Annotated in this window: 25 protein-coding genes; 8 read left to right on the forward strand and 17 right to left on the reverse strand. The window is 66.7% G+C overall.

Going from position 1 to position 22179, the window contains the following annotated elements:
- Positions 1–11 precede the first annotated feature (11 nt).
- The 3 genes from IEZ17_RS41830 to IEZ17_RS00250 are packed head-to-tail and all read right to left on the reverse strand — an operon-like array spanning position 12 to position 6512.
- Complete coding sequence (locus tag IEZ17_RS41830) at positions 12–2183, reverse strand: siphovirus ReqiPepy6 Gp37-like family protein (RefSeq protein ID WP_229851610.1); 2172 nt, start codon at positions 2181–2183, stop codon at positions 12–14.
- A gap of 22 nt (positions 2184–2205) precedes the next feature.
- On the reverse strand, positions 2206–3036 hold the full coding sequence (locus IEZ17_RS00245; protein WP_229851611.1) for a phage tail family protein: 831 nt from the start codon (positions 3034–3036) through the stop codon (positions 2206–2208).
- A gap of 14 nt (positions 3037–3050) precedes the next feature.
- Complete coding sequence (locus IEZ17_RS00250) at positions 3051–6512, reverse strand: phage tail protein (protein WP_229851614.1); 3462 nt, start codon at positions 6510–6512, stop codon at positions 3051–3053.
- A gap of 174 nt (positions 6513–6686) precedes the next feature.
- On the opposite strand from IEZ17_RS00250, the gene IEZ17_RS41835 reads away from it, so the two are divergent.
- Positions 6687–7055 carry a hypothetical protein gene (locus tag IEZ17_RS41835; RefSeq protein ID WP_229851616.1) on the forward strand — a complete coding sequence of 123 codons (369 nt, stop codon included), beginning with the start codon at positions 6687–6689 and terminating at the stop codon, positions 7053–7055.
- Positions 7056–7061: 6 nt separating this feature from the next.
- On the opposite strand, the gene IEZ17_RS00255 is transcribed toward IEZ17_RS41835, so the two are convergent.
- The 14 genes from IEZ17_RS00255 to IEZ17_RS00315 form a co-directional block, all read right to left on the reverse strand.
- Positions 7062–7373, reverse strand: coding sequence for a hypothetical protein (locus tag IEZ17_RS00255; protein WP_189295042.1), 312 nt, complete (start codon positions 7371–7373; stop codon positions 7062–7064).
- Positions 7374–7438: 65 nt separating this feature from the next.
- Complete coding sequence (locus IEZ17_RS00260; RefSeq protein WP_189295044.1) at positions 7439–7777, reverse strand: phage tail assembly protein; 339 nt, start codon at positions 7775–7777, stop codon at positions 7439–7441.
- Between the two features lie 97 nt (positions 7778–7874).
- A complete protein-coding gene (locus tag IEZ17_RS00265) occupies positions 7875–8615 on the reverse strand; it encodes a phage tail tube protein (protein WP_189295046.1) in 741 nt (246 codons plus the stop codon).
- A gap of 77 nt (positions 8616–8692) precedes the next feature.
- Positions 8693–9190, reverse strand: a complete 498-nt coding sequence (locus tag IEZ17_RS00270; RefSeq protein WP_189295048.1) for a phage tail termination protein — start codon at positions 9188–9190, stop codon at positions 8693–8695.
- Complete coding sequence (locus IEZ17_RS00275) at positions 9190–9573, reverse strand: DUF5403 family protein (RefSeq protein ID WP_189295050.1); 384 nt, start codon at positions 9571–9573, stop codon at positions 9190–9192. The genes IEZ17_RS00270 and IEZ17_RS00275 overlap by 1 nt, the downstream gene beginning before the upstream one ends.
- Complete coding sequence (locus IEZ17_RS00280) at positions 9573–9908, reverse strand: head-tail adaptor protein (protein ID WP_229851618.1); 336 nt, start codon at positions 9906–9908, stop codon at positions 9573–9575. Before IEZ17_RS00280 ends, IEZ17_RS00275 begins: the two co-directional genes overlap by 1 nt.
- Entirely contained in the window at positions 9905–10360 is a 456-nt protein-coding gene (locus IEZ17_RS00285; RefSeq protein ID WP_189295052.1) for a hypothetical protein, read from the reverse strand. Before IEZ17_RS00285 ends, IEZ17_RS00280 begins: the two co-directional genes overlap by 4 nt.
- Before the next feature lie 73 nt (positions 10361–10433).
- A complete protein-coding gene (locus tag IEZ17_RS00290) occupies positions 10434–11435 on the reverse strand; it encodes a phage major capsid protein (protein ID WP_229851619.1) in 1002 nt (333 codons plus the stop codon).
- Positions 11436–11574: 139 nt separating this feature from the next.
- Positions 11575–12075 carry a DUF7239 family protein gene (locus IEZ17_RS00295; RefSeq protein WP_189295055.1) on the reverse strand — a complete coding sequence of 167 codons (501 nt, stop codon included), beginning with the start codon at positions 12073–12075 and terminating at the stop codon, positions 11575–11577.
- Between the two features lie 3 nt (positions 12076–12078).
- A complete protein-coding gene (locus IEZ17_RS00300; RefSeq protein WP_189295057.1) occupies positions 12079–13203 on the reverse strand; it encodes a VG15 protein in 1125 nt (374 codons plus the stop codon).
- The gene (locus IEZ17_RS00305) at positions 13200–14624 is read right to left on the reverse strand and encodes a phage portal protein (protein ID WP_189295059.1); all 1425 of its coding nucleotides are present in this window, start codon (positions 14622–14624) and stop codon (positions 13200–13202) included. Before IEZ17_RS00305 ends, IEZ17_RS00300 begins: the two co-directional genes overlap by 4 nt.
- 35 nt (positions 14625–14659) lie before the next feature.
- A complete protein-coding gene (locus IEZ17_RS00310) occupies positions 14660–15985 on the reverse strand; it encodes a terminase large subunit domain-containing protein (RefSeq protein WP_229851621.1) in 1326 nt (441 codons plus the stop codon).
- A gap of 36 nt (positions 15986–16021) precedes the next feature.
- The gene (locus IEZ17_RS41840; protein ID WP_229851623.1) at positions 16022–16309 is read right to left on the reverse strand and encodes a hypothetical protein; all 288 of its coding nucleotides are present in this window, start codon (positions 16307–16309) and stop codon (positions 16022–16024) included.
- Between the two features lie 29 nt (positions 16310–16338).
- Complete coding sequence (locus tag IEZ17_RS00315) at positions 16339–16764, reverse strand: phage terminase small subunit (protein ID WP_189295061.1); 426 nt, start codon at positions 16762–16764, stop codon at positions 16339–16341.
- A gap of 599 nt (positions 16765–17363) precedes the next feature.
- On the opposite strand from IEZ17_RS00315, the gene IEZ17_RS00320 reads away from it, so the two are divergent.
- The 7 genes from IEZ17_RS00320 to IEZ17_RS00350 all read left to right on the forward strand — a co-directional run bounded on the left by IEZ17_RS00320 (position 17364) and on the right by IEZ17_RS00350 (position 22071).
- Complete coding sequence (locus IEZ17_RS00320) at positions 17364–17741, forward strand: hypothetical protein (protein WP_189295063.1); 378 nt, start codon at positions 17364–17366, stop codon at positions 17739–17741.
- 90 nt (positions 17742–17831) lie between these two features.
- The gene (locus IEZ17_RS00325) at positions 17832–18074 is read left to right on the forward strand and encodes a DUF2795 domain-containing protein (RefSeq protein WP_189295065.1); all 243 of its coding nucleotides are present in this window, start codon (positions 17832–17834) and stop codon (positions 18072–18074) included.
- Between the two features lie 1554 nt (positions 18075–19628).
- On the forward strand, positions 19629–19982 hold the full coding sequence (locus IEZ17_RS00330) for a hypothetical protein (protein WP_189295068.1): 354 nt from the start codon (positions 19629–19631) through the stop codon (positions 19980–19982).
- An 82-nt stretch (positions 19983–20064) separates the two neighbouring features.
- Positions 20065–20871 (forward strand): hypothetical protein, encoded by an 807-nt coding sequence (locus IEZ17_RS00335; RefSeq protein ID WP_189295070.1) that lies wholly within the window; start codon positions 20065–20067, stop codon positions 20869–20871.
- A gap of 78 nt (positions 20872–20949) precedes the next feature.
- Positions 20950–21267 carry a hypothetical protein gene (locus IEZ17_RS00340; protein WP_189295072.1) on the forward strand — a complete coding sequence of 106 codons (318 nt, stop codon included), beginning with the start codon at positions 20950–20952 and terminating at the stop codon, positions 21265–21267.
- A 30-nt stretch (positions 21268–21297) separates the two neighbouring features.
- A complete protein-coding gene (locus IEZ17_RS00345; protein WP_189295074.1) occupies positions 21298–21732 on the forward strand; it encodes a hypothetical protein in 435 nt (144 codons plus the stop codon).
- An 18-nt stretch (positions 21733–21750) separates the two neighbouring features.
- Complete coding sequence (locus IEZ17_RS00350) at positions 21751–22071, forward strand: hypothetical protein (RefSeq protein ID WP_189295076.1); 321 nt, start codon at positions 21751–21753, stop codon at positions 22069–22071.
- Positions 22072–22179 lie beyond the last annotated feature (108 nt).

Consider the following 22179-nt stretch of genomic DNA (forward strand, 5'->3'; position numbering starts at 1 on the left):
GTTCCTTTGTGTCAGAAGGCCGGACCCACGTCTTCGATGAACAGCTCCGACCCGGCCCCGGTGAGGTAGCGGACCTGCCCGTAGGTGGCCGCCGCGCGTCGGGCGTTCAAGAAGACGCCGATGGTGGTCATTCCGGCGGGCGGTCCGTTGAGGTGGAAGGTGGCGGACAGGCCGCTGGAGGAGTCCGAGTCGTCGTTGAAGGTCGTGGTCAGCATGTCGCCGAGTGCGGGACTGGATGCGGTGACGGAGGTTCCGGAGGCCCATCGCACGGCCGTGTATCCAGACTGCTTCGCGTACCGGGTGCCCGACCCGGAGTCGCCCGTGCCGTCGGTGTCGACCGAGGTGATGCGCAACCCGAAGCGGTACAGGCGACGGGCTTCGGCTGGGAAGGTCCAGGAGTAGATCAGGGCGGGGGTGTCGCCCACGTAGGCGGAGGCGCTCAGGGGAGCGAGGGCGACCAGGCCGCGCGCGGTGTTGTCGCGGAAGGCGGTCTGGCGCCAGGGTGACCAGCCAGACGAAGGGGAGCCACCGCGGACCCACTCCTCATGCGGCTCGGCGCCGCCATGGGTGCGGGACCAGCGCTGGGTGGTGTAACCGGTCGTCGTGCCGGTGGTCCACACATAGCCGCCCATCGGAGCGAAGCTCCAGCCCCCGGCCTTGGACGCGGCCGAGTCGAGGTACAGGCGTGAGTCCTCGTACGGATAGGCGGCCGGGTCGGTGGCCTGGGTGATGGCGTCGGGCGAGAGGATCTGCTTGTACGTGATCATGCGCCAGGGAGACCAGCCGGTTTTGGCGTTGCCTCCCCGCACCCACTCCTCGTGCGGGGTGGTGGCGGCGTGGACGCGACTCCACGTCTGGGAGGCGTCGCCCCACGACTCTTTGCGAGTGGTGACGTGCCCGTACTTCCCGCCGAAGTCCCAACCGCCCGCCGTGGCCTGCTCGGCGGACAGAAACATGACGCTGGCGCCGTCTGGATAGGCGGTGGGCGCACTGGCCTGGGTGAAGATCTCCGGCCACACTTCTCTGGGCCCAGGCGGAGACGCCTCGGCCGTTCGCTCCAGGGCGGAGACTCGCGACTGGGTGGTGGCCGCCTGCGCGGTGGCTGCCGCGTTGGGGTCGAAGGAACTCGGGTCGCCGAGCAGAGTGCCGACGTGGAAGCCGTCTTCGCTGGCCTTGATGACCAGGCCCGTAACGGGCGCGGTGAGCTCCTGGCCCCCCGCGACGACGGTCACGCGGTCGCCCAGTCGCCAGTCGACGCCGAATTCCATCGTCGAATCTTCAACGGGCACCGCTTGTACGGCGGTTGAGGTCTTGCCCGCGTCGGCCAGGACCTCGTTGCCGGCCTGGGTGAGTTCCTTCTCGTCGTCGGTGTTGCGCTGGTCGACGAACTTCTCGATGCGGCGCCCCCAGTCTGTTTCGGCGCCGATGGAGGTGGTGTTGTCGACGGGGACGAGCGTCCGGTCTTCCTGTTCGCCCTGACCCGCGACGATGACGCGGGTCGCGCCGGGCGTCGACACAGAGACGCGCTGTCCGGCGAGCGTGCCGGCCAGGACGTCAAGGCGTACCTCCCGCGTGCGGTCGGCGACCGCGTACGTCTCGAAGACGAGCTGGTTGCCGCGCTGGACAATGCGGAAGCCGAGCGCGGCCACGCTCGCGATCTCGGTGAGCAGTTCGCCCAGCGCGGGGAATCGCGCGCTCTTCTTGACCATCGGGCCCCGGCCCTGGTTCGGCCCCATCACGAGCCTTGCCCTGCGACGAGCGGGTGGGGCGGACGGACCGCAGTTCGCGGTGACGTACGCGTGCATCAAGGTCTCGGCCGGTCCGGTTCGCTCGTCGTGCCCGGCCTTTTGCTTGCTCACGTCGGGGTTGGTGGGCTCGGGCCAGGCGAGCATGTCGGACAGGATGACCGTGTCGGAGACGCCCTCGAAGGCGATGCTTCCGCGCCGGTCCTCGGGGGTGGCCGCGTACTCGGAGGAGACGACGGGCCCGGACATGAGCACGTCGTCGTGCCCGGTGATGATCAGGCCCGAACCGGGGGTGCGCAGGGTGTCGGCGAGCGGATGCTCGCTGGCGAGGACCAGTTTCCAGGTGCCGACGTTGTTGAAGGTGTCGGTGAGCTCCAGGGAGAGATCCTCGGGGCGTATCAGGCCGAGCCGGGTGAGGTTCTTGTCCCGGACCTCCACGGTCAGGTCTTGCAGGCGCAGGTCAGATCACCATCCATTTGCGGGGGCGCCAAGAGCACACGATGCGGGAATCCGCGGTGGTGTCGAGCAGGCTTACGCTCGCGGTTGAGGTGCCGGGCGGCACGGTCCAGAAGCGCGGAGCCGCTGCGAGGTCGGCGTACCGGTTGGCGTTCTTGCCGTCCCGCACCGAGCCGTTACGGGTATCGACGATCAGTCGTTCGCCCGCCGGGAGAGTGCCCTGCCAGCGCAGGGTCTCACCGGTCGGTGCCGTCACCGTCAGGTCCCGGCCCGGTCCGTACACCTCCCAGACTGGGTAGGCGGCAACGTCGCCGCAGTTGTCGAGCTGCATGTCACCGATTGCCTGTGAGGCCGCAAGCGGCAGTGCTGCCAAGTTGGACAGGAACGGCTTCTTGCCCGGGTCGCCGCCGACCGACTGGGTGGAGACGCTCGACGCGACGAAGTAGGGGTCCGGCGCCCGAAAGCTGATCACTGTCTGAAGGCTGGTGCCACCGTCGTCGGTGAGGTCGCCACCCCCGGTGCGGTAGACCGATGTGGACCACCGGACACCCTGATCGTCGACCAGGACGAGTTGGCATTCGCCTGCGACCGCTTGCGCGAGCCGGGAGACCAACTCGGACAGGTGGCTGCGGTTGCGGCCGAGGATGTCGAGCGGGATGTCCAAGTCTCGGGGCTGTACGCGTTGGCCGCGCCAGCGGGCGCCGTCTCCGGCGCCGCTGAGCCACTGGACATCCACGGCCGGCAGGCCACGGCCAGTCATCCCGGCCGTGGCCTGATACCCGAATCCTGTCATTGCCTGCCCGGCGAGGTCGAGCACGTCGCGCTCGGTCTCCAATAGGAGCGAGGTCATTACCACCCCACCATTCGTGATCGGCTTGCCGCGGCGAACAGTTCCTCTTGCGAGTCGAGCGAACTGTTCGGTGCCGCGTAGTAGTTGAGGACCCGGGTCGCGCCGCCGCCTGTCGTACTGAGGCCGCTTGAGACGGCTGCCGAGGCGGCGCGGGCGGCAGTGGTGTAGTCCGCCGTGTTGGGCCGGTCGGTGATCGCATCGACCGCAGCCGCCACGCGGTCGGCTTCGCTCTCGATACCCTTCGCGAAGCCGCGTCCGACGTAAGTGCCGAGTTCGGCGAACACCCGGCTCGGAGAGTGGATGCCGAGGCTCTTCTTGATCGCCGCCACCATCGAGTCGGCGATCTGGAGCATCTGCTTCTCGATCGCCGCTTGCTGGCTCTGTAGACCCTTGACGATGCCCTCGGCGATGTGGACGCCGTTGGCGTACATTGCGTCCGAGGCGGTGGCTCCGGCCTGGCCCGCGTACTTGGCGAGCTCGGCCTGAAGACGGTTGATCTCGGCGATGCCGTTCTTGCCGGCCGCCGCGATCGACTCGGCCGCCGCCAGGCCCGCGTCGGGTCCGGCCGAAGCGATCTGGTCCATGGCCGCCTGGCCAAGGCCCATGTCCTTGAGCTTCTTGAGTGCGGAGGCGAAGCGTTTCGCCTTGTCGATGGCCGTCTGGAGGGCGCTCGTGATCCCGCTGAAGGAGGAGCTCTTCGCCTTGGTCACATCGCCGGTGTCGATGATCCGGTCCGTGACCCGCTGTGCGTAGGAGGCCGCTTCCTCGCGCATCTTGTCGAGCTTGTCGCGGGCGGCCTTGAGCCGGTCGGCCCCGGCGTCCCACTGGGCGGCCAGTTTGAGCATGGCGGTCCGGTCGGTGTTGATCCGGTCCTTCAGGCCCTGTGAGGCGTCGTTCGGGATCTTCTCTGTCAGCTCGTTGAGGGCCTGCTTGACGCTGGGGAACTCACTCTCCAGGCCCTTGACGAGGCCCTGGATGATGAGCCGTCCCGCGTCGTACAGCAGCACGGCGTCCTTCGGGGCCGGGCCCTTCCAGTCCGTCAGCTTGGACGTGAGCTCGCCGAGCTTGTCCTTGACCGCGCCGAACATGGACGTGATGCCGCTGATCAGGCCGCGGATAAGGGACTTGCCCGCATCCACCAGGGTCGAGCCGAGATTGCTGAGTGCGTCCTTGGCTTTGCCGGGCAGTTCCTTGACGAATCGGATGGTCTCGGTGACGCCCGTGGAGATGGCGCGGCCCAGGGCAGACATCGCCGAACTGGCGGTGTCCTTGATGGCGTTCCAGCCTGCCGAGAAGAGACGGCCGAGGCCGGACATCATCGAGCTTCCGAGGCCGGACAGGGTCGAGCCGAAGCCGGAGAAGAGGCCCTTGATGGTGTCCCAGATGACGACGCCCGCCATGCGGATGCCGCCCCAAGCCGCCTTCCACAGCGCGCCGACAGCCTTCAGCACCTTGCCGGCCGTGCCCAGGATGCCGACGTTGAGGAAGACCCCCAGGGCGCCGACGATGACGTCCCAGATGCCCTTCAGGAACGACGTGATGCCGTTCCACAGGTCTACGAAGCCCTGCTTGAAGGTGGACCAGTTGCCGGTGAAGATGCCCTCGAAGAGGCCCCAGAAGATCTCGAAGATTCCCTTGACGGCGTCCCAGACGCCTCGGAAGATCTCGACGAAACCTTCCAGCACCAGCGCGACACCGTTGATCGCGCCGACCAGGGAGCTGGCCAGGATCTCGATGATGAACTGGATGACCGGTACCAGGACCGGCATCAGGAACTCAACGACCTTGAGCAGCGCCTGAAGAAGCGGCTGGATCGCCTCGACGAGGCGGGTGAAGGCTTCCGCGAGCGGCGGCAGTACCGCCTCGACGATCGCCTGAAGCATCGGGATCAGCGGTGTGATGACCGCCGACACGATCTGAATCAGGATCGCGACCAACGGCGTGATCGCCGTCAGGACCTGCGCGATGAACTGGGCGATCACCGGCAGGATCGGAGCCAGCCCCGACAGGAGCTGTTCCACCAGCGGGGCAACCGCCGTGACGATCTGCTGGAAGAGCTGCGCGACGACAGGAAGGATCGTCTGGAGGACGCTGAACGCCGCCGCGAGCATCTCGCCGACGACGGGGACGAGTTGCGCGACGATCGGCGCGAGGGACTGGATCGCTCCGGTGAGCGCGCCGCCCAGGAGCTGAATGATCGGGATGACCGCCGGGGCCAGCGCCGTGAACGCCTGTGCCAGCGGAACGAGGGCTGCTGCAACCAGGGGGCCGAGCATCGCCGCGAACGCCCCGATGACCTGCATCAGAGCGCCGAGCGCTTCGCCGAGCGGCGCCATCGCCGGAGCGAGGGCGGTGACTGCGGCCTGGAGGCCGTCGAAGAGGCTCTTGACGCCTTCGGTGACGGCAGGCCGCGCGAGCGCCGAGGCAATCGCGCCGAGCGCCGTGCCGATGATCGTGCCGACCTGCGGCAGGACCGCAGTCAGGAGCTGGCCGAGTTCGGTAAAGAGTGACTTGACCGCCGGACCCGACTGGGTGGCGATGTTGTTCATCGCCTCGTGGGCCGCGCGGAAGACGTCGGTCAGCCCGGACTGGAAGCCCGGACTGTCCACAGTGCTGTGGATACGCTCCAGCGTGTCGGCCATCATGCCGAGCGAGGAACCGCCAGCCGCTTCGGCGGCGCGGGAAATGCCCGCGAAGATGCCGCCGAGGTTGCTCAGGACCCGGCCGAGGTCCTGGAGGTTTTGAATGCCCTCGTCGATCCAGCCCTTGAGGCGGCCGTCCGACTCAGCGGCGCTGAGGAAGTCCGAGAAGCGCGTCGAGATATCGACGAACCACTGCGCCAGCGACGGCAGGTAGCTGGTTCCGACCCGGCCGAGGACAGTGATGATGTTCGCGAAGGCGCCCGTGCCGGTCGTCGCGATGTTGATGGACTCGGACAGGTCCGAGAACATCTGGGCGAGCGCCGGGTTGAGCGCCCCTTGAAGCGAGGTGGCCAGCCCGCCGAAGAATCCGCCGAGCTGGGTGGCCGTCTTGGCGACACCGGCCGTGAACTCGGGCAGGAGGCCATCCACCATCTCGCGGATGGGAGCCGCGGCCTTGGCCCAGAAGTTCTCCGAGATCGTGTCCTGGAGTCCACTCAGCGTGGTCTTGACCTCGGGCAGGACTTTGTTGAAGTCCTTGAAGGCGGCGATGGTTACGCCGAGCCCGACCGCCATGCCGCCGAGCAGGCCAGGAAGGAGCAGGCTGGTCGCGCCGATCTTCGCGAGCGAGGAGGAGAGAGCGGCCAAGTTCGAGGCCGCCGAGAGCCCCCACCCGGCCAGGCCGGCAATCGCCAGAGCGAGCGAGCCGATGACCGGGACGTTCTTGTCAAGATTGCGCAGCGTGTTGCTGAGCTTCTCGAAGATGTTGTTCAGCACTCGCGCGCCGGACAGGGCGGCGAGCGCAGCACCGACCTTGGCCACGGCCGCGTTGTCTAGGTCCGGGATGATCGGGACCGTACGTGGGCGGGTCAGCATCTGGAGTCGGGCGGAGATCCGGGCCCCGGTGCCGTTGGCGATGTCCAGCTCGACCTTCACCTTGAGCGGAGAGAGGTCGTTGGCCCAGTCCTTGAGCTTGCGCTTGACCCGGTCCGCGGAGTGCTCGTCGAGCTCCAGCTCGACCTTGCCCGTGGCCTTGAGGTCGTTGACCTTGAAGTCGACCTTCTGGCTGTTGGCCCGCTGCTGAAGCTCGCGGGCGGCGTTGCGTACAGCCGTCGCCATGCCGTCGGTGCTGATGGTCGTGTAGAAGCGGATCTTCCGCGCGTTCATCTGCTTGTTCCGGCGGTTGATCTTCCGGAGTTCCTCGACGAACTCGCGCGAGGCACCGGACATGTCGATCTTCGTCGACACCTTGAGCTTGTCGAGCTGCTGCTCGATGCGGTTGAGCTGTCGCTCCGCTTCCCGCCTGAAATCACGGGTATCGGGGGAGACCTTGACGGCGACACGGCCGATGATCTGGCCCGCTGACAAGGGCTACCTCCGCTGGAAGTGCTGATAGAGGGCGGCCACCGTGGCGGGCTGCTTGCTGGCCTTCTTCGCCGGGGCCTTGGCGGCCTTCGGGCGCGGGAAGGCGGGGATCTTCGGGGCTTTGCCCTTGCCCCACTGGCCGGTCGCCCGGGTGTTGCTGTTGATCGCGTCGTAGAGATCGGCGGCCAGATGCCGGTCCTGACCCCAGCCGAAGATGTGCCTGCCGCCGGACGCGAGGGCGACGGTCAAGGAGGTGTCGGGCAGCCTCGCGACGAGGAGCAGACAGAGCGCGGGTGAGGGGCCCCGGCCTGCGATCACCTCGGCGAGGTCGACGCCGAAATGGAAGAGCAGGTCGGGGTAGAGGCCCTCGCCGTAGTCGTCGATCAGTCGCGCGAGGCCGAGGCTTCCCCCACCTGGGTGGCCCGGCCGTAGCGGTCGAAGATCTCGGCGAGGAGGGCGAGATCACCGTTCACCGCCTGGAGGAGCTTGTCAGCTGCCTTCGGGTGCTCGGCGACCAGGCGGATCGCCTCAGACAGAAGCTCCTCCTGGTCAGCGTCCTCGCCGCCCATGCGCTCCTGGAGCTGGGCAAGCTCCGTACGTGCGGCCTTGGGCAGGCGGAGCGGGTTGAGCAGGCGGATCGTGGTGTCACCCAGCTCGATGTCGGTCGAGCCGTACTTTGCCTCAGCGGCGGTGCGGATGTCGTCGAGGGAGAAAGAAGCCATGGGGGTGCGGACCTCCGGATAGAAGAACAAGGAGGCGGACCAGGGAGGGGGAGGGCCCGGCGCGAACGGGTCCGCGCGTTCGCGCCGGGAGTTGGGGTCAGGCCGCTGTGCCGGCCGCCCAGGTGGAGCCGTTCCAGTGCGCCTTCGAGGCGTCGCCGAGCACGACGTGCTGGCCGGTCGTCCACTTCGCGGTCGGCGCCGCGATCACCGAGCGGAGAGCGGCAAGGTCGGCCGGGACGACTGCTCCCGTGGGGGTGAAGGTGCCGGGTGAACCGGCGCTGGCCCCCGTCGCGGGGGTGCCGCCGAGCGGGGTGACCGCATAGGTCCAGACGTTGTTGCCGTGGACCATCGGCTTGACTCCGAGCGGCAGGCCGGCAAGGGATTCCGTGTCGGCAATCGCCATGTCGTCGGCCCGGTAAATCTCAGCCTTCGGGGCGTAGAAAGCGAAATGGCTTTCACCGTCGACGAAGACGGCGAGGAACGCTGACTGGGTAGGCTGCGGGTCGGCGGGAACGCCAATCGACCCATCCGGGAGGAGAGGGGCATTCGCGCCGAAGTAGAGCCGCAGTGCAGCGGTATCGAACTGCTGCAAGGTGAAGGTCATCGTCTCCACACGCGCCGAATACTTGGTGCGGAGGGACTTGTTCTGAAGAGTGCCGATCGTCGTCGCCTCGCCGCCTTCGGAAGTAATTCCAAAAACGTCTTCCAGCGAGGTGTGGCCCACGTTCTGCCACGGGGAGACGGGCACGAGAAGGTCATCGGGCATGGCTGTACCGACCGGAGCGGTCAGGTAATTACCGGAGCCGACGACAAGGGTGGAATTGTCGTTAAGCGCCAAAGAAGAACGATTCTCCTAATGTGCACGTCAGAGGCCCCGGCTGCTCCAGTGGCAGATCGGGGTGCGTGCGGGATGGATTACTGAAGAGGGAAGGGGCGCTGCCGCGGTTTGCGGATCTGGATGTCGAAAATCGACTCGTAGCGCCACACGCCAGTAGGTAGATCCGCATACTGGACCGGCCCGGTGGCCGTGGCCCAGTCCGAGGCCCGGCGCGGGGACGAGTTCATGTCGACCCGCGTGATATGGCCCCGGCCTGGGATTACTTCCTGGTTGAGCCACGCATCCCGCAGAACGACACGCACGGCCTCGGAGAGGATCGCGGCGTCGGAGTCGCCGTCAGGGTCCGACGCGAAGCAGTTCACAACCACACGCGCCGAGTCGGTGAAACGCGTATCCGCTGCCCACCTACCGAACGTCGGATCGCGACGGACCAGGACGAGGGGGAATTGCTCGTGCCGGTCGATGAGGGACTTTACGCGGACCCCGGGAAGCCCTTTACGTAGGACTGCCAGCAGGAGGTCTTCGACGGGGGACAGCTCGGCCAGGGCCTTGATGTGATCGGGGATGCCGGCCACTAGTCGAGCTTCACCTTGCCTTTCCTCTTCTTGGGGAGGTTCGAGGCGGTGGCGAGGACGTAAAGGCCGTCCATCTCGGGGATCACGTCGAGGTACTTCTTGCCGTACTTGTCCTCACGGACAACAACGGAAGCCTTGCGACCGTATTCGATGGAGAGGGCGGCTTTTTGGCCTCGATCGTCGGAGAGGATGACGTACCGGTTGTTGTCGCCTGCTTCGATGTCGATCTCGGCATGGCCGTCCGCGCGGTGCCGCAGGAGAATTTCTTCGGCGCGGACGCCGATCTCGAATGCGCGGACAGTGAGCTCGGCCTGTACGCCGTCGTTGACGGCTATGACCTTTTCGATCGAACGCCCGCCGATGCTCCGATAGACCTTTGCCATCAGGGCCGCTCCCGAATGTCGATCGACCAGTGCCGGGACTTGCGGTCGCCGTGGTGATACGCGGGCGGGGAGACGATGTCCCACTGGCGCCCGGCGTACTCGACCCTGGACCAGAGGTTCACGCCGTCGAGGTGGGGGTCCACGATCATCCTCACCACGTTGATCTGCTGCTGACCGGGGACCTCGGCGCGGGCCGAGCGTTGGGGGATGAACGCGGCCCGGACTTCGATGGACCCGGTCGGGTCGGCCATGGTCACGGTGTTGCCGCGCGAGTCGGTGACCTCGACGGTTCTCCAGACCCGGGCCCGCTGGCCGCGCCTACGCTGGACGCTCACCAGGGGGTCACCCCGTCCCCGTACAGGGGGAACCGGTCGCCGCCGTAGTCGACAGGGACCCTCCCCCCGTCGAACTGCCGGGTGTTCGACTCCCAGGAACTGACGATCACGCTGGCCAGGCCGGGCCGGGTGCCGGCCAGTCCTTCGAGGAGTCGCTTCTCCTCGGTGGTGAAGTAGACCGTGCCCGCGTCGTGGCCGACGTCCGACCAGGCGAGCGTCTCGTCCCCGGCACGCGACTGCGTGTACCCGTTGGGGTTGGTCATGTACCGCGATGCGGCCTTGAGGACCAGCGTCCGCACCAGCCGGGGGGCGACGGCCTCCGGCCAGTTACGGCCGTAGGCCGCGGCGAGCGTTGAGGCGTCTTCCAGGGCGCCGGTCGCGATGCGCAGCTCGTCCGCGTCGAGGTCCCAGTCCAGGCGGGCCTTGAGGTCGTCGAGTGTGGCGTACGCCAAGAAGCCTCCTTCCGCGGAAAGGGTCGGCGGCCGTGCAGCGCCTTGTTACAGGTTTACGCGGCCGCCGAGTGGATCAGGCGTTTGCTGGATCGGTCTCACCAGCGGGGCCGGTCGGAGTCCAGACCTTCGCCGCCGAGATGCCGGTGATGGTGGCCAGTTCCGAGCCGACCTCCGGGTAGTCCGACTTGCCGTCGAGCTGGAGCTTGATCCCGCGCACGAAATGCTCCTTGGAGGAGATGACTTCCTTCTCGCTCTTCTCGTCCCAGCCGACGAGGATGTCAGGAACGCTGCGGAAACCGGCGTAGGTGTTCACAACGCTACGGTCCTGCATGTAAAGCGAGTCGTAGTCGCGCACCCAGCGAAGGGCGATGGACTCGAAACTCGTGGTCGCGCCGTACGGTACGGACTGAGGAACGCTCGGGGCGCCGGAAAGGAAGATGAAGCCCGACTTGGTAAATGCGTACGCCGCGTCGGAGGGAATCGTCTGGTCGACGATGATCCTGAAGCCGAAGCGCTCGCCGATCGAAGCGGTGCGAAGCGCTGTCTCGGCCTCCGAGTCGCCAACATTCTGTGCCAGATTCAGGGCCGGATCGGTCAGAAGTGCCGACTCGAATTCCGTGCCGACCAGGAGGTAGCGGCCCTCGCGTGGAGCATGGAAAGCGTTCAGTACGCGACGTGCCTCGATCAGCGCCCCGCGCAGGTTCTTCGCGGCGTTGCCGATGGTGACGTTGTAGTTCTGGCCGGTCAGGAGCTTGACGGCGCGGCGCTGAAGACCTCGGGCAATAGCCTTGGACTGCGGGCGCAGGAGCTTCGCCCAGCCGTCGATATCGAAATCATACTGCTCGTCCGTGAGCTTGACGGCCGAATACACATTGCCGCCGAAGGAAACGGCGATGGTTCGTTCCGAATACTCATCGAACTGAATCGGAGAGCTTCGGTCGTTGCGCCATGCGTAGTCATGGAAAGGGAGAATCCCTTCCACCTTCATGGAAATAGTGTCATTCTCGGCGCCCTTGAAAGCGTCGACACCCTGCTTGGTGAAGAGGTTCGGGATGATGAGCTCCTGCTCAAGCATTCCGACCGCAGTGTTGACGAGCTTCTGAGGCTTTACTACCTGATGCTGAACAGTGGGCAAGTGGTGCAACTCCGGGGCATAAGGAAACCCCCGGCCATTCAGCTCGGGGGTTCAAAGGGGGAACGTTTCTGTGAATGTGCTAAAAGCGTCGAGAGAGCCGCGCCAGCTTGCGCGGGTCCATCTCTCCGTCTCCGCCGTCATCAGGCGTCAGGCCGCCGCCCAGCGACTGAGGGCCGGGAACCGGGACGTACTTGGCCAGCACCTTCGCGTGCGCCTCAAGAGCGGACTTGTCCTCGCCGTGCAGGGCGTCCGCGAGGTCATCGGGGAGCTCGTACTTGCGGGCAACGGTGGCTCGCAGGATCGACCGCTCCAGCGCCGCGTTCTGCGTCCGGAGGTCGGCAAGTGCTGCCTCGACCTCTTCGGGGCCCTTGGCGGAGCCGAGCTTCGTCTCGGCGTCCCGCAGCCGGGTGCGGTAGTTCGCGGCTTCGCCGCGAACCTTGGCCAGCTCCTTGCGCGCCCACTCGGGCAGCGCGTCTTCGCTGGATGACTCGGTCGTCTCGGCGGATGTCGGCTGCTCGGCCGGGGGCTGCTCCCCGCTGGGCGCGGTCTCCTCGGCCGGGGTGCTGATCTCTTCGGGCACGGGTCACGCCTCCTGGGTCGTGTTCGTGGACTGCCGGGCCTCCAGGGCTGCGGCTCGTTGCTTTTGGCGGATGAACCGGCGCCATACAGACACCGCGTCCTTGCCGGTGTGGCCCTTGGTGACCTTTGGCCACAGGGCCTCGTACTGCCGTGACAGCGCGGTCAGTTCGCTCGACTGGTACTGACCCCAGCTCCAGACCGGCATCGCGTAGCAGTGGCAGTTGTCGTGGTACTTGTCGCCGTCGTTGAACGTGGCGGACGCCCGGCTCTTGTAGACCGGACCTCGGCTGATCAACATGGCGCACCAGCCGCACGGGGTGCCCGTGCGCGAGAGGCGTACGTACCCCAGGGCCCGCCCGTCGCGGCGCATGTGCGTCCAGGTCGAAGACCGGGCGCCGTTCATCGCCACACGGGAGGCCGCGGCTGCCTGCCGCGCACCGGCTTGTCGGTGAGCTTCGGCCCGATCGGCGTCGGCGTCCCGCGCGGGCTGCTGGTCGTCGACTTCGGCCAGGCGCCGGTTCAGGTTCTGCGTGCCGAGAGCGTCGAGGACGGTGCGCAGCTCGTCTTCGGCTTCGCGCTCCGTCCGTTCCTCTTCTTCACGGAGCCCCTCCAACTCCTCGACGAGGACCTTCTCCCAGTCGTCGAAGTCATCGTCGATCTCCTGGCCCTTGCCGCCGGGCGCCGCCGGGGCGTCGCCGTCCACAGAGCGAGGTTCGTCGGACGGACGGGGTGAGGCTTCCCCAGACTCGCCGGTCGCGGCCTCGTCCGCGCTCGCCCCGCTGCGCGGGCTGTAGGTGCCGGCCAGAGCAGAGAACTCGCGCCGCAGGTCGCCGAGCGTGATGTGCGACGGCTCCGGGTGGTACGGATCGGCCACCGTCGTACCCGTCTGAAGGGCCCTGGCGAGCCGGTAGTACGCACGGGCCAGGTCCCGGGCCTGCCGCCTGTGGCTCATGACGAGCGTGATTGCTCGACGAAGCCAGCCACCGGCGGTGGCGGCGCGCAGGTCGGCCGGCACGTTCGCCCACAGGGCCAGGGCACCAGCAGTCGTCTGCGCGCCGATCTGCGTCAGCGCTGTGTGGAAGGCGGCAGAGACCTTGTCCGTCTCGGCCTGCCGAGGGGGACGTGTCACGCCGCGACCTTCTCGACGGGGACCTCGACGTCGGGTGTTGCCCGAGTGAGGGCACCTGCAAGCTGTGCCACCGAATCGTCGTCCTCGCGCATCTGCTCCCAGTCCTCCAGCTCGGTTTGCGTGACCCCGGGGACGCGCCGCCACAGGCCGCGTTCGGGGATGCCGAGCTGTTCGCGGAGCTTTCCGAGAGCGTCTGCGGCCTGCGCCAACGAGCGCGACTCCATGTCGCGCCATACGACCTCGCCGCGGTGGTCCTCGGCGGAGGCGGCGTTGCCGGCCAGTTCGGCGGCAAGCCGGAAGACTCGCTCCCAGGACTCGCCGAAGCTCGTCCGGAACTCCGCGATCTTGCGGCTCAGCGCCACCTCGGCCGCCTGGAGGGCCTCGGCGCTCAGGTTGGCGATTTGCCCCAGAAGGTGATGGGGCGGTACCTGCGCGAGCGCGCTGAGGTGGCGAACCGACATGTCGATGGACTCGATGAAGCCCCCGAGGGGCGTCTCGTCCAGCGATCCGAAGCGGACGTCTGGATCTTCAGCGAACAGGAATCTGCGCGAGTTGTGGTTCACCCGCAGCGGGATGGGGTTGCCCAACTCGTCGAGCACCGGCTCGCCCGTCTCCGGATTGCGCTGGATCGGCGGCGCCATGCCGGTGACGGTCCGCACTTTCGTGCTGCCGTAAGTCTGGGCGATGAGCAGGTCGAAGACGGTCTGGTTGATCCGGTCTTGCAGGCAGATCATCGGCTCGATGACTCCGAGCGTCCGGCCCTCCAGGTCGACGTAGGCCGCGAAGCGGGTCACGGGGCACTCGGCCGATCCGTGGAGCGAACCGGCCTGCACGCGCACCGACTTCTCGTCGTCCAAGGACAGGAAACTGACCGCGTACTCGCGGCGCGAGTCCCACAGCCGGGCGGAGCCCGGCTGGTCGTCCTTCGGCCAGGCCGTCACCGTCAGCGCCGCGTACGGGGTGTCATCGTTCGCCGGGTCCTCGTAGAGCGCGCTCGTCTTGAGAGCCGACAGGCCCTTGGTGACGATGGCGCCGGACCGGTTCCTCTCCGTGACAGTGAAGCTGTGCCCGTAGGCCAGGGCTCCCCGGTATACGGCCGCCTGCCGCGCGTCGAGGCGGGACCGCTGCCAGTGCTCCCACTCTGGGGTAGCCGAGTCCGGGGCGGACGCTGACTCAGTGCCCTTGCCCGGCCGGTGGCCGTCAACGTACAGCGCCTGCGCCGGAGTTCCGACGAGCAAGGGCAGCCAGTTCGATACCGCGCGCCGCGCGAGGAGCCGGTACTCGTCGTCCGCCATGGCCGGCATATAGGGGTCCGCGTGGCGCCCGTGGAGGTAGTCGTCGACGTGGCGCAGCCGATCGCCGTCTCGATGCAGGATGGCCAGGAGCTGTCGCGCGAGCGCCAGCGGGGAAGGGTCGGCCATGGATCACCGCCCTTAGTCACAGGTTTACAGATGGGTCAGAGGAAATAGCCGCGACCAGTCCGCTTCCGGACCTTCCGGCCACGGGCACGAAGATCGAAGAGGGCCTCGTGCGCGAGCATCAGCGCCGCGTAGGCATCCACCTTGCGCGGCGACTCCCGGGACTCCTTGCCGAAGCTCACGCCGTAGTTGTTCGTCCGGCGCCGGGCATTCAGGACATGCCGACGAAGCTTGAGGTCGCCGTCGTGGGCGAGCTTGCGATCGAAGATGCTCCTCATGAGCCGCTCGTTCGCCAGGGTCGACGCCTTCAGGCTGGTACGCATGTCCCAACTGATCGCGTCCTTCCCCGGCGCCTTCACCGCCAGGCCCTCGCCGTACGCCTCGGACCACTCACTGATGTAGCTCTCCCAGAGAGCGACGTCGGCGTAGAAGCCCTGTACGTCGAAGGTGCGAACCGCTTCGTGCACAGCACTGTCGACCTGCTCACGAGGGACCTCCCAGTCCTTACCAGCCGGGCCGTCCGGCTTCTCCCACAGACCCAGCACGAAGGCGCACATGTCGCTGACGCGCAGCGCCATGAGGCAAGTGCTGTCGTCGCGGAGGCCGCCGTCGAACCCGAGGGTGATCACGTCACCAGGCTGGAGAGTCTTCGAGTCGTCCCGAAGCACGTCCCACTGAGCCGGGCCGAACAAGGCGTCCTCGGACGCAACGATCTGGTTGAGCCACATACGCCGCGAGCGGCTGGGCGCAATCGTCGTGTCGAGGATGGACTGAAGGATCGTCTCGACCCGCAGCCATACCGCGTCACCGCGGATCTTCGGCAGGACGATCCGGATCGCCTCGGGCGTCAACGGCGTTGCAGGATGCGCTTCGATCGAGTCGTACATGAAGCCGATGTCCGAGGCCCGACCTTCGCGGATCTTCTCGAAGGCTTCCCGCATCCGCTCGGCCACGGAGTCTTCGCCGGGGAGGAAAGCGTTCGTGATCGCGAGATAACGGCTGTCCTTCTTGGTGGCGTTGCCGTCGATCGTCTCGTACATGCGGTCGCCGTTGTTGCCGCTCACCCAGTGGTGCGTCTCGTTGAGCACCGTGAACGTGACCCGGCCACCTTCCAGCGCGCGGAAGGAGCTGGTGACCGCTTCGAGCCTTTGCCGGCCCCCGTTCGCACGGATCAGCTCGGCCCCGGCCTTGATGCCGTAGGTCTCGATGAGCCTGTCGCTCATAAGGCTCGGCATCAGGGTCATGGTGTTGCGCGTCTGATCCCGAGAGACGGCCGCGATCTGCACCCACGCCTGCGGGTGCGGGACGCCGACCGGCTGCCCGTCCTTCCAGCCGGAGAAGCGGGAGGGGCCGACGAACTCCACCAGGCTGATGACGGCGAGGAGCGGGTCCTTGCCGGGTCAACCCCAGCCCTTAAGCCGCTGAAGAACGCCCTTCCGGTGTGTGAACCGGCCGGACTCGTCAACGGCATACCAGTGAAGGACGAAGCGGAGCTGCTCGCGCGTGAAGCGCCAGGGTCCGCCGTCCTCGGCCTTCAGGTACTCGGCGCACCACCCGGCGATCTGCCACCCAAGGGTGTGCTCGGGCAGCGTCCACGAGCCATCCGGCTCGCGCTGCCAGGTGGGGCCGAGGAAGGACGGTTCGAGGGCGTCGATCTCTTCAGCGGTCAGGGCTGCGATTGGTCTCACCCCCTCGGGTAACTCGGGGGGAGCTGCGGTCAGTCGAGTCCGAGATCCCGCTTGTAGTCGGCGATGGCGAGCACGGCCGCGGACTGCTCTTCCGGCTCGGGCTCATGCAGTTCGATACGCACGCGGCGCCGGTCGCCCTCGGCGACGAGGAGTCGCTCGAAGGCGCTGTAAATGGTCTGAAGCATCTGACCGCTTCGTTTCCCCGACTTCTTGTAGAAGCTCAGGTCCTCGCACAGCGAATAGGCGAGGGCCCAGTCACTCGCCTGGTAGAAGTCAGCCTGGCCGGACTCTTTCAAGGAGTCCCAAAGGCGCTTCGCGATCGGGTGCCAGCTCCGATCCCCGTTCGGGACCTTCGTAGGGCGGGCGACTCCTCGCGTCACCGACTGCATGTCGCTGCCCTTGCGCTCGCGGGGGCGAGCGAGATCGGACTCGCGGTTGGGTACCGGTCCTGGCACGACCCACCTCCTACTTGATCAAGCCGGGGTGAGCCTCCGTCCGGCGGAACCGCTGTGCATGCCGGCGCCGGGCTCGGTGCCGGGCAGCCGCTCCTTCACGGGAGGACTTGACCTGGTGATGCCACCCGCAGAGTGCTCGTAGGTTGGCTTCTCGATGGTCGTCACCAGGGAGTATGTGATCGACGTCCGTAGCAGACTCGGTGCAGCGCTCCCCGTATTGGTTGCGCTCAGTACACCGGTAGCCGTCACGTCGAAGAATGCGAAGTCGAATCTTGGGCCAGTCAGACGGAAGGCGATCACGTCTGCCTGAGTCCTTCCAATGAGGAATGGAAAACCTCACCTTGCGAAGTACGTATGTACGTACTTCGTCTTCATTAAGCGAGCCCCGGCAGGGGCTCAAGCCTTGCGACTTACGTACTTACACTTATAAGTCGCTAAAAGATCTCTCTTTTGGAAAGACGGAAGCACGTGATCGTGCTCACACGGGTGTGAGGCGACGGCGAAGGAGACGAGGCACCCGGAGGGTGCCCAACGGCGAAGACGAAGTGGCCGCCCTGCCGGGCGGCACCTGGTGAAGACGCCTTACGTACTTCAGCGAAGTGGCAAGACCCTTGGCGGCCTCCCTGGCGGGCGAACTGGCGGAGGCACTCGACCTGGCAGGCCGCCAGCTCGTCTCGAAGAGCCACGGCGTCGCCAACGGGTGCGACGAACTGGCAGAGATCGTTGACGAGCTGGCCGCCGATGCCGCCGACCTGGTCGACGAGATCGCCGAAGAACTGGCGGAGGCCGTCGCCACGGAGCCGAAGCCGCGCCGACAGAGGACCCAACGGAAGGCCGTCCCCCTCGCCGTCGTGAAGAACACGATCGCCGCGATGAAAGCCAGCGGCGAGGAGGTCACCGGTCCGACTCTGGCGGAGCGGCTTGGATGCTCGGAACGCTCCGGGTACCGCTACCTCGGTGAGGTGCGGGCTGCCTAGTGCCGTTGGGGCAGCCCCGACTTGCACCCCCGTACGGAGCGTGATGTTCTGTAGCGGAAAGCGACATACCTGGAAAGGGTGGAGACAGCCATGGCGCAAGGTAACGACGACGTGACCAACCTGCTCAGTTCGGCGACCCACATCCCTATGGAGCCCTGGGAAGGTCTGGCGGCATACCTCTCCGGCTTGCGGTTCCCAGCGACGAAGCAGGCGATCATCGCCAAGCTCCGCAGCAGGGGCGGGCTGGATGAAGCAGTCGCGACTGCGGAGAAGATCCCTGACCGTGAGTACAAGAATGACGAAGAAGTGCGAGCCGCGTTCCTCAAGGCCTGACGAGCAAAACGGACGGGTCGGGCGGCTCAGTAGCGCCCGGCCTGACATCGGATGGGATGTGCGCACAGCGTTGGCAGCGTGAAAGCAGCTGGCCGCTGCCCCCGAATTCGTACAACCGACGCGAGTTGAGCCTGACCGCAAGCGTCGCTGAACTGGGAAAACCTCGGTTAGTGGCGCTGTGGCATAGTCGTCTGAACGCCTCGGGAACCGTGGCAGTTTTCGAGCTGCTATGACAGGGCGGTGCCGGCCGTTTCGTACCGGGGGTCATCCCCCCACACCCCCCGGGGGGAACCGCGCGTGTACGTGTGACGCGCGGAGCTGAGGAACGCGCGCACCTTTCCGCCGTTGCTCAGCAGGCAGGCAGGCAGGCAGGCAGGCAGGCAGGCAGGCAGGCAGGCAGGCAGCCCAGGAATCGGGCATCAATCAGGCAGGGAACAGGCTCTGACCTGCACGTTTGGACAAGGTGCGAACCTGTGACTAATGTTCTCCATGTCGCCAACACCGACCGGCCGCAAGGCAGGCAGGGGAAGACGGCAGGCAGACCGCCCAAGGGAGCGTCTTACGCAGTGCAGTACCCAGGGCAACCGCAGCGCGGCAACGCTGGTCAGCCAAGGCAGGTGGAAGTCACAGGTTGACACCCGCCGGACCGGCCGCCTAGAGTCGGAACCGCCGCAAGGCCACCGAGAACGGGGCTCACGAGAGCCGCCGCCAGAGGCCAGCAGCACACAGCCCCGCAAAGGGCAACGATTCGACGCAGGTGTAAACCTGTGACAGAATCGGACTCGCCGGGCCGCAAGGCCCAGCACGCCAACGTTGCATGGACGCTCGATCCGGCCCCTGTCCCCAGGTGGGACGCCGGATGTCGCAGCCGGGTCTCTCCGGTGTGGATCGAGCGCAAGGGTGGAAGACCGGCCCCCAGTGGGGGAGTCGTGTCGAAGCTCGCTGACCCTTCGGGGTCTGAGGAATCACCGCTCGGCCAAGGGGCGTGGACGTTCTAACAGGGTGACCCTGTGCGGTACGGAACGGAAGCAAGCTGGACTGTTCGGGTATGGGGTTCGGGTACAGACGACTGAGTGAACGCAACTGCCGTACCGGCTGGGGACTATCCACCCTGGCGTGACGGGAGCACTCCAACCGGCTACACCCATGCTGACCTGCGGAGGGCACCCAATGCAGGCGCGGTATGGGGTCGGGGAAGGGTGTGAGGCAGGGGCCTGATTGGTCGATCCAGGGCTCACCGTCCAGCGGACGGCCGGAAACGGACCGACCGGGAGGGAAACCAACCGGGAGGAGCGGGAACGGCAAGACGATGGACGGTGAGGCGGGCGCCCGAGTGAGCGTCCGCCCCGAAAAGCGAAATCACCCACCTTGTTCTACCGGCCAGCGAATGCAGCCGGGGTCGCTCGCCGCTGGCGAGTGGCCGCAAAGCCCCTCACAGGGTCAAACCTCTGGGGGGTACCGACTCCCCCCGCCTTCGGGCGGGGGTCGAGTCCGGGCCGCGAGGCCCTTTTCGTTCGACACAGTGTTAACCTGTAACAAGAGAGGTAAGGTCACATGTCTGTTTCCCTTATCAAGCACAACCCGCTCCAGTTCGCCGGTCGCTCCCTCCTTGAGATCGCCATGGAGTCTTCGCACAACCTGAGCGAGCGCACGTTCCAGCTCGGCCGCGAGCTGGACACCACCCGCCGGGCGCTGGCCGAGTCGCGGGCCATGCTGGACCTGTACCACGAGGCTGGCCTCGGCATGGCCGAGGAGATTCTCGACCTCTTCGCGGACCTGGATGAGGCGAACATGGTGATCGAGATCCTGCGTGACTCGCTGTCCGAGACGCGCCGCCTGCGGGACGAGCGGGAGCGCGTACTCCGGGATGAGCTGGCCCACTACAAGGCCCTCGCCGACGCCAACTGACACCCAAGTGTAAACCTGTGACTGGCGCCCCTCCCGCGTTGGAGGCAGGGAGGGGCGCCCTCCCGACTGAATCGTGAGGACCATGCACCACAGGCACAACGCCCCATCGCACGACACGCTGGCCAACTACGCGGCCCGGCTCGATGACGCGTACCGCTCCTGGCCGTCCTGGTACACCGGGACGTACGCAGGGGAGGACACTCCGACGCACGCAGAGATGTTCACGTGGAACGACGACCGGGCGGGCTGGATCGGCGACAAGTCGAACTTCGAGGTCGCCCGCGATGCCATCCGTACCGCCGCTGACGCGGGACGCGAGAACACCGAAGTCTCCGACGAGCAGGTCTACGAGTGCGGAAACGGAACGAGCGCCTGGGACCACGCCCAGCTCTTCGTCCAGGTCTACGAGGGCGGGTGCCCCGCGGACTGCCTTGGCACCCACACGAAGGAATGCCGGCCGGGGTGTGACCCGTACGTCGACTTCTGCGACGGAGACGAGTGCGAGGGCGACTGCCACGGCACCCGTACGTACACAGCAGCCTTCCGTGAAGCCGTCGCCCTGGCGGAGTACGTCGCCAAGGAGCACCCGTTCCTCGACGAGGACGACTATTACGACCAGCGCCGCGAGCTGTTCGAGAAGAACCTCGACGAGGCCCTGGAAGACGTGAGACTGCACTACCCCTTCGACACCGAAGAGGACCACCAGAGCATCGTCGAGCACGCCTCCGAGCGGCTCTGGGACCTGGAGCACTACGAGCCGGACGGATACGCGGACTGGGACGAAGTCCGTGACGCGTACGACCACGGCCGCACAGAGCACTTCCTCTCCCTCGGGCGCGAGTTCATGCGCAACGAGATCCCCGGTCAGCTCGCCCTCATGCCGGCCTGACCATCCCCCTGAACCGCCGCCCCTCCCTGGCCTCCCCCTCTCGGGGAGGGGCGGCTCCCCATGCGAATGCGAGGACCCATGCGTACCGTCACCCGTTCTCACGAGGTGCGCGTCTGGAACGAGACCGCAGACCTTCTCGGCCTGTGGGAGATCCAGCGCGACGGCCGCCAGTACGTCGTCACCCATGACCACCGTGAGGAGACCCGTTTCGACGACGAGGGCGACGCCCTGTCGTTCGCCCGCCTCGGCGCCGAAGCCCTCGTCGAGACCTCCCGCCGCGACTGCCCTTGCGAGGGCACCGACCCAGAGTGCGGCTTCTGGGAACCGCATGGCATTTCGATCCAGGAGGTCGAAGCCGATCTCGCACTCATCACCCCGCCTTTGCTCTGCCTGTAGCCACCCAACGATCACCAGGAGCGTCACAGCATGCGTGTTTTCAAGCGCCTTTCCTCGATCCGCACGAAGCGGACGGACCTAGTGAGCCCCGTGCCGGCCGCCCTCTCCCGGCTCCGCAGTGCTTTGAATCCGTGGGGTGCCCTTCGGGCGGAGCGGGAGGCCACGACTCTCTACCTGACCTATGCCGCCGATACGGTCGACATCTTCGAGAAGCGACTCGACCAGTACCGAAATGCGGCATGCGAGTTCGCCACCCTGTTCAACGACGGCATGCTGGCAAGTCACGTCGCGGAGCGCTTCACCTGCTCAGAGGCAGAGGGCATTGCTGAGTTCTTCCGCGCTGTAGACCACCCCCACGTCGCCGATCTCTGGCTGGAGTGCCACGCCGAAGGCGACGACGACGAAGACGACCTGCACTACAAGGGTGACCAGTCCGGACCCGCCAAGTTCGCCATCGCGGCCTGACGGCGAAGGAAGCCCCCAATGTCCACGTGTGACTTCTGCACCATGCCCAACGCCCGCTGGCTGTACGTCCCCCAGGACCGAGCCCGCGTCGCGCTCATGTCCGACGACGGCGTGGTGGTCCCGCTCCCTAACGACGGCCGCTGGCGGGCATGCGACCTGTGCTCCGACCTCGTCGACACCGACGACATGGAACGCCTGATCGCCCGTGCCTTCACCACCATGCGCATCCTCGGCGTACTCCTGCCGGACGGCGGACCGGACCTTGAGCACATGGCCATGGTCGTCATGGCCAACTTCGCCACCGTGCTGGCCGGTAGGCCCACCAAGCAGCCCCTGTGAAGCCCCGCGGCCACGACGCCGCGCGCAGTTCCGTTTGACCAAGCTGTGAACCTGTAACAAGCGGCTCCCCTTGCGTCGTGGCAAAGAGGGGCCGCGCCCAACAAAGAC

The organism is Streptomyces albospinus (genome assembly GCF_014648695.1).
GTDB lineage: Bacteria > Actinomycetota > Actinomycetes > Streptomycetales > Streptomycetaceae > Streptomyces > Streptomyces albospinus.

Bases quoted from the DNA above. Each gene is read 5' to 3' on its own strand.
- IEZ17_RS00335 (WP_189295070.1), top strand. From the start codon at position 20,065: ATGCACCACAGGCACAACGCCCCATCGCACGACACGCTGGCCAACTAC.
- IEZ17_RS00325 (WP_189295065.1), top strand. From the start codon at position 17,832: ATGGCGCAAGGTAACGACGACGTGACCAACCTGCTCAGTTCGGCGACC.
- IEZ17_RS00340 (WP_189295072.1), top strand. From the start codon at position 20,950: ATGCGTACCGTCACCCGTTCTCACGAGGTGCGCGTCTGGAACGAGACC.
- IEZ17_RS00330 (WP_189295068.1), top strand. From the start codon at position 19,629: ATGTCTGTTTCCCTTATCAAGCACAACCCGCTCCAGTTCGCCGGTCGC.
- IEZ17_RS00305 (WP_189295059.1), bottom strand. From the start codon at position 14,624: ATGGCCGACCCTTCCCCGCTGGCGCTCGCGCGACAGCTCCTGGCCATC.
- IEZ17_RS00350 (WP_189295076.1), top strand. From the start codon at position 21,751: ATGTCCACGTGTGACTTCTGCACCATGCCCAACGCCCGCTGGCTGTAC.
- IEZ17_RS00260 (WP_189295044.1), bottom strand. From the start codon at position 7,777: ATGGCTTCTTTCTCCCTCGACGACATCCGCACCGCCGCTGAGGCAAAG.
- IEZ17_RS00345 (WP_189295074.1), top strand. From the start codon at position 21,298: ATGCGTGTTTTCAAGCGCCTTTCCTCGATCCGCACGAAGCGGACGGAC.
- IEZ17_RS00290 (WP_229851619.1), bottom strand. From the start codon at position 11,435: ATGCTTGAGCAGGAGCTCATCATCCCGAACCTCTTCACCAAGCAGGGT.
- IEZ17_RS00275 (WP_189295050.1), bottom strand. From the start codon at position 9,573: ATGGCAAAGGTCTATCGGAGCATCGGCGGGCGTTCGATCGAAAAGGTC.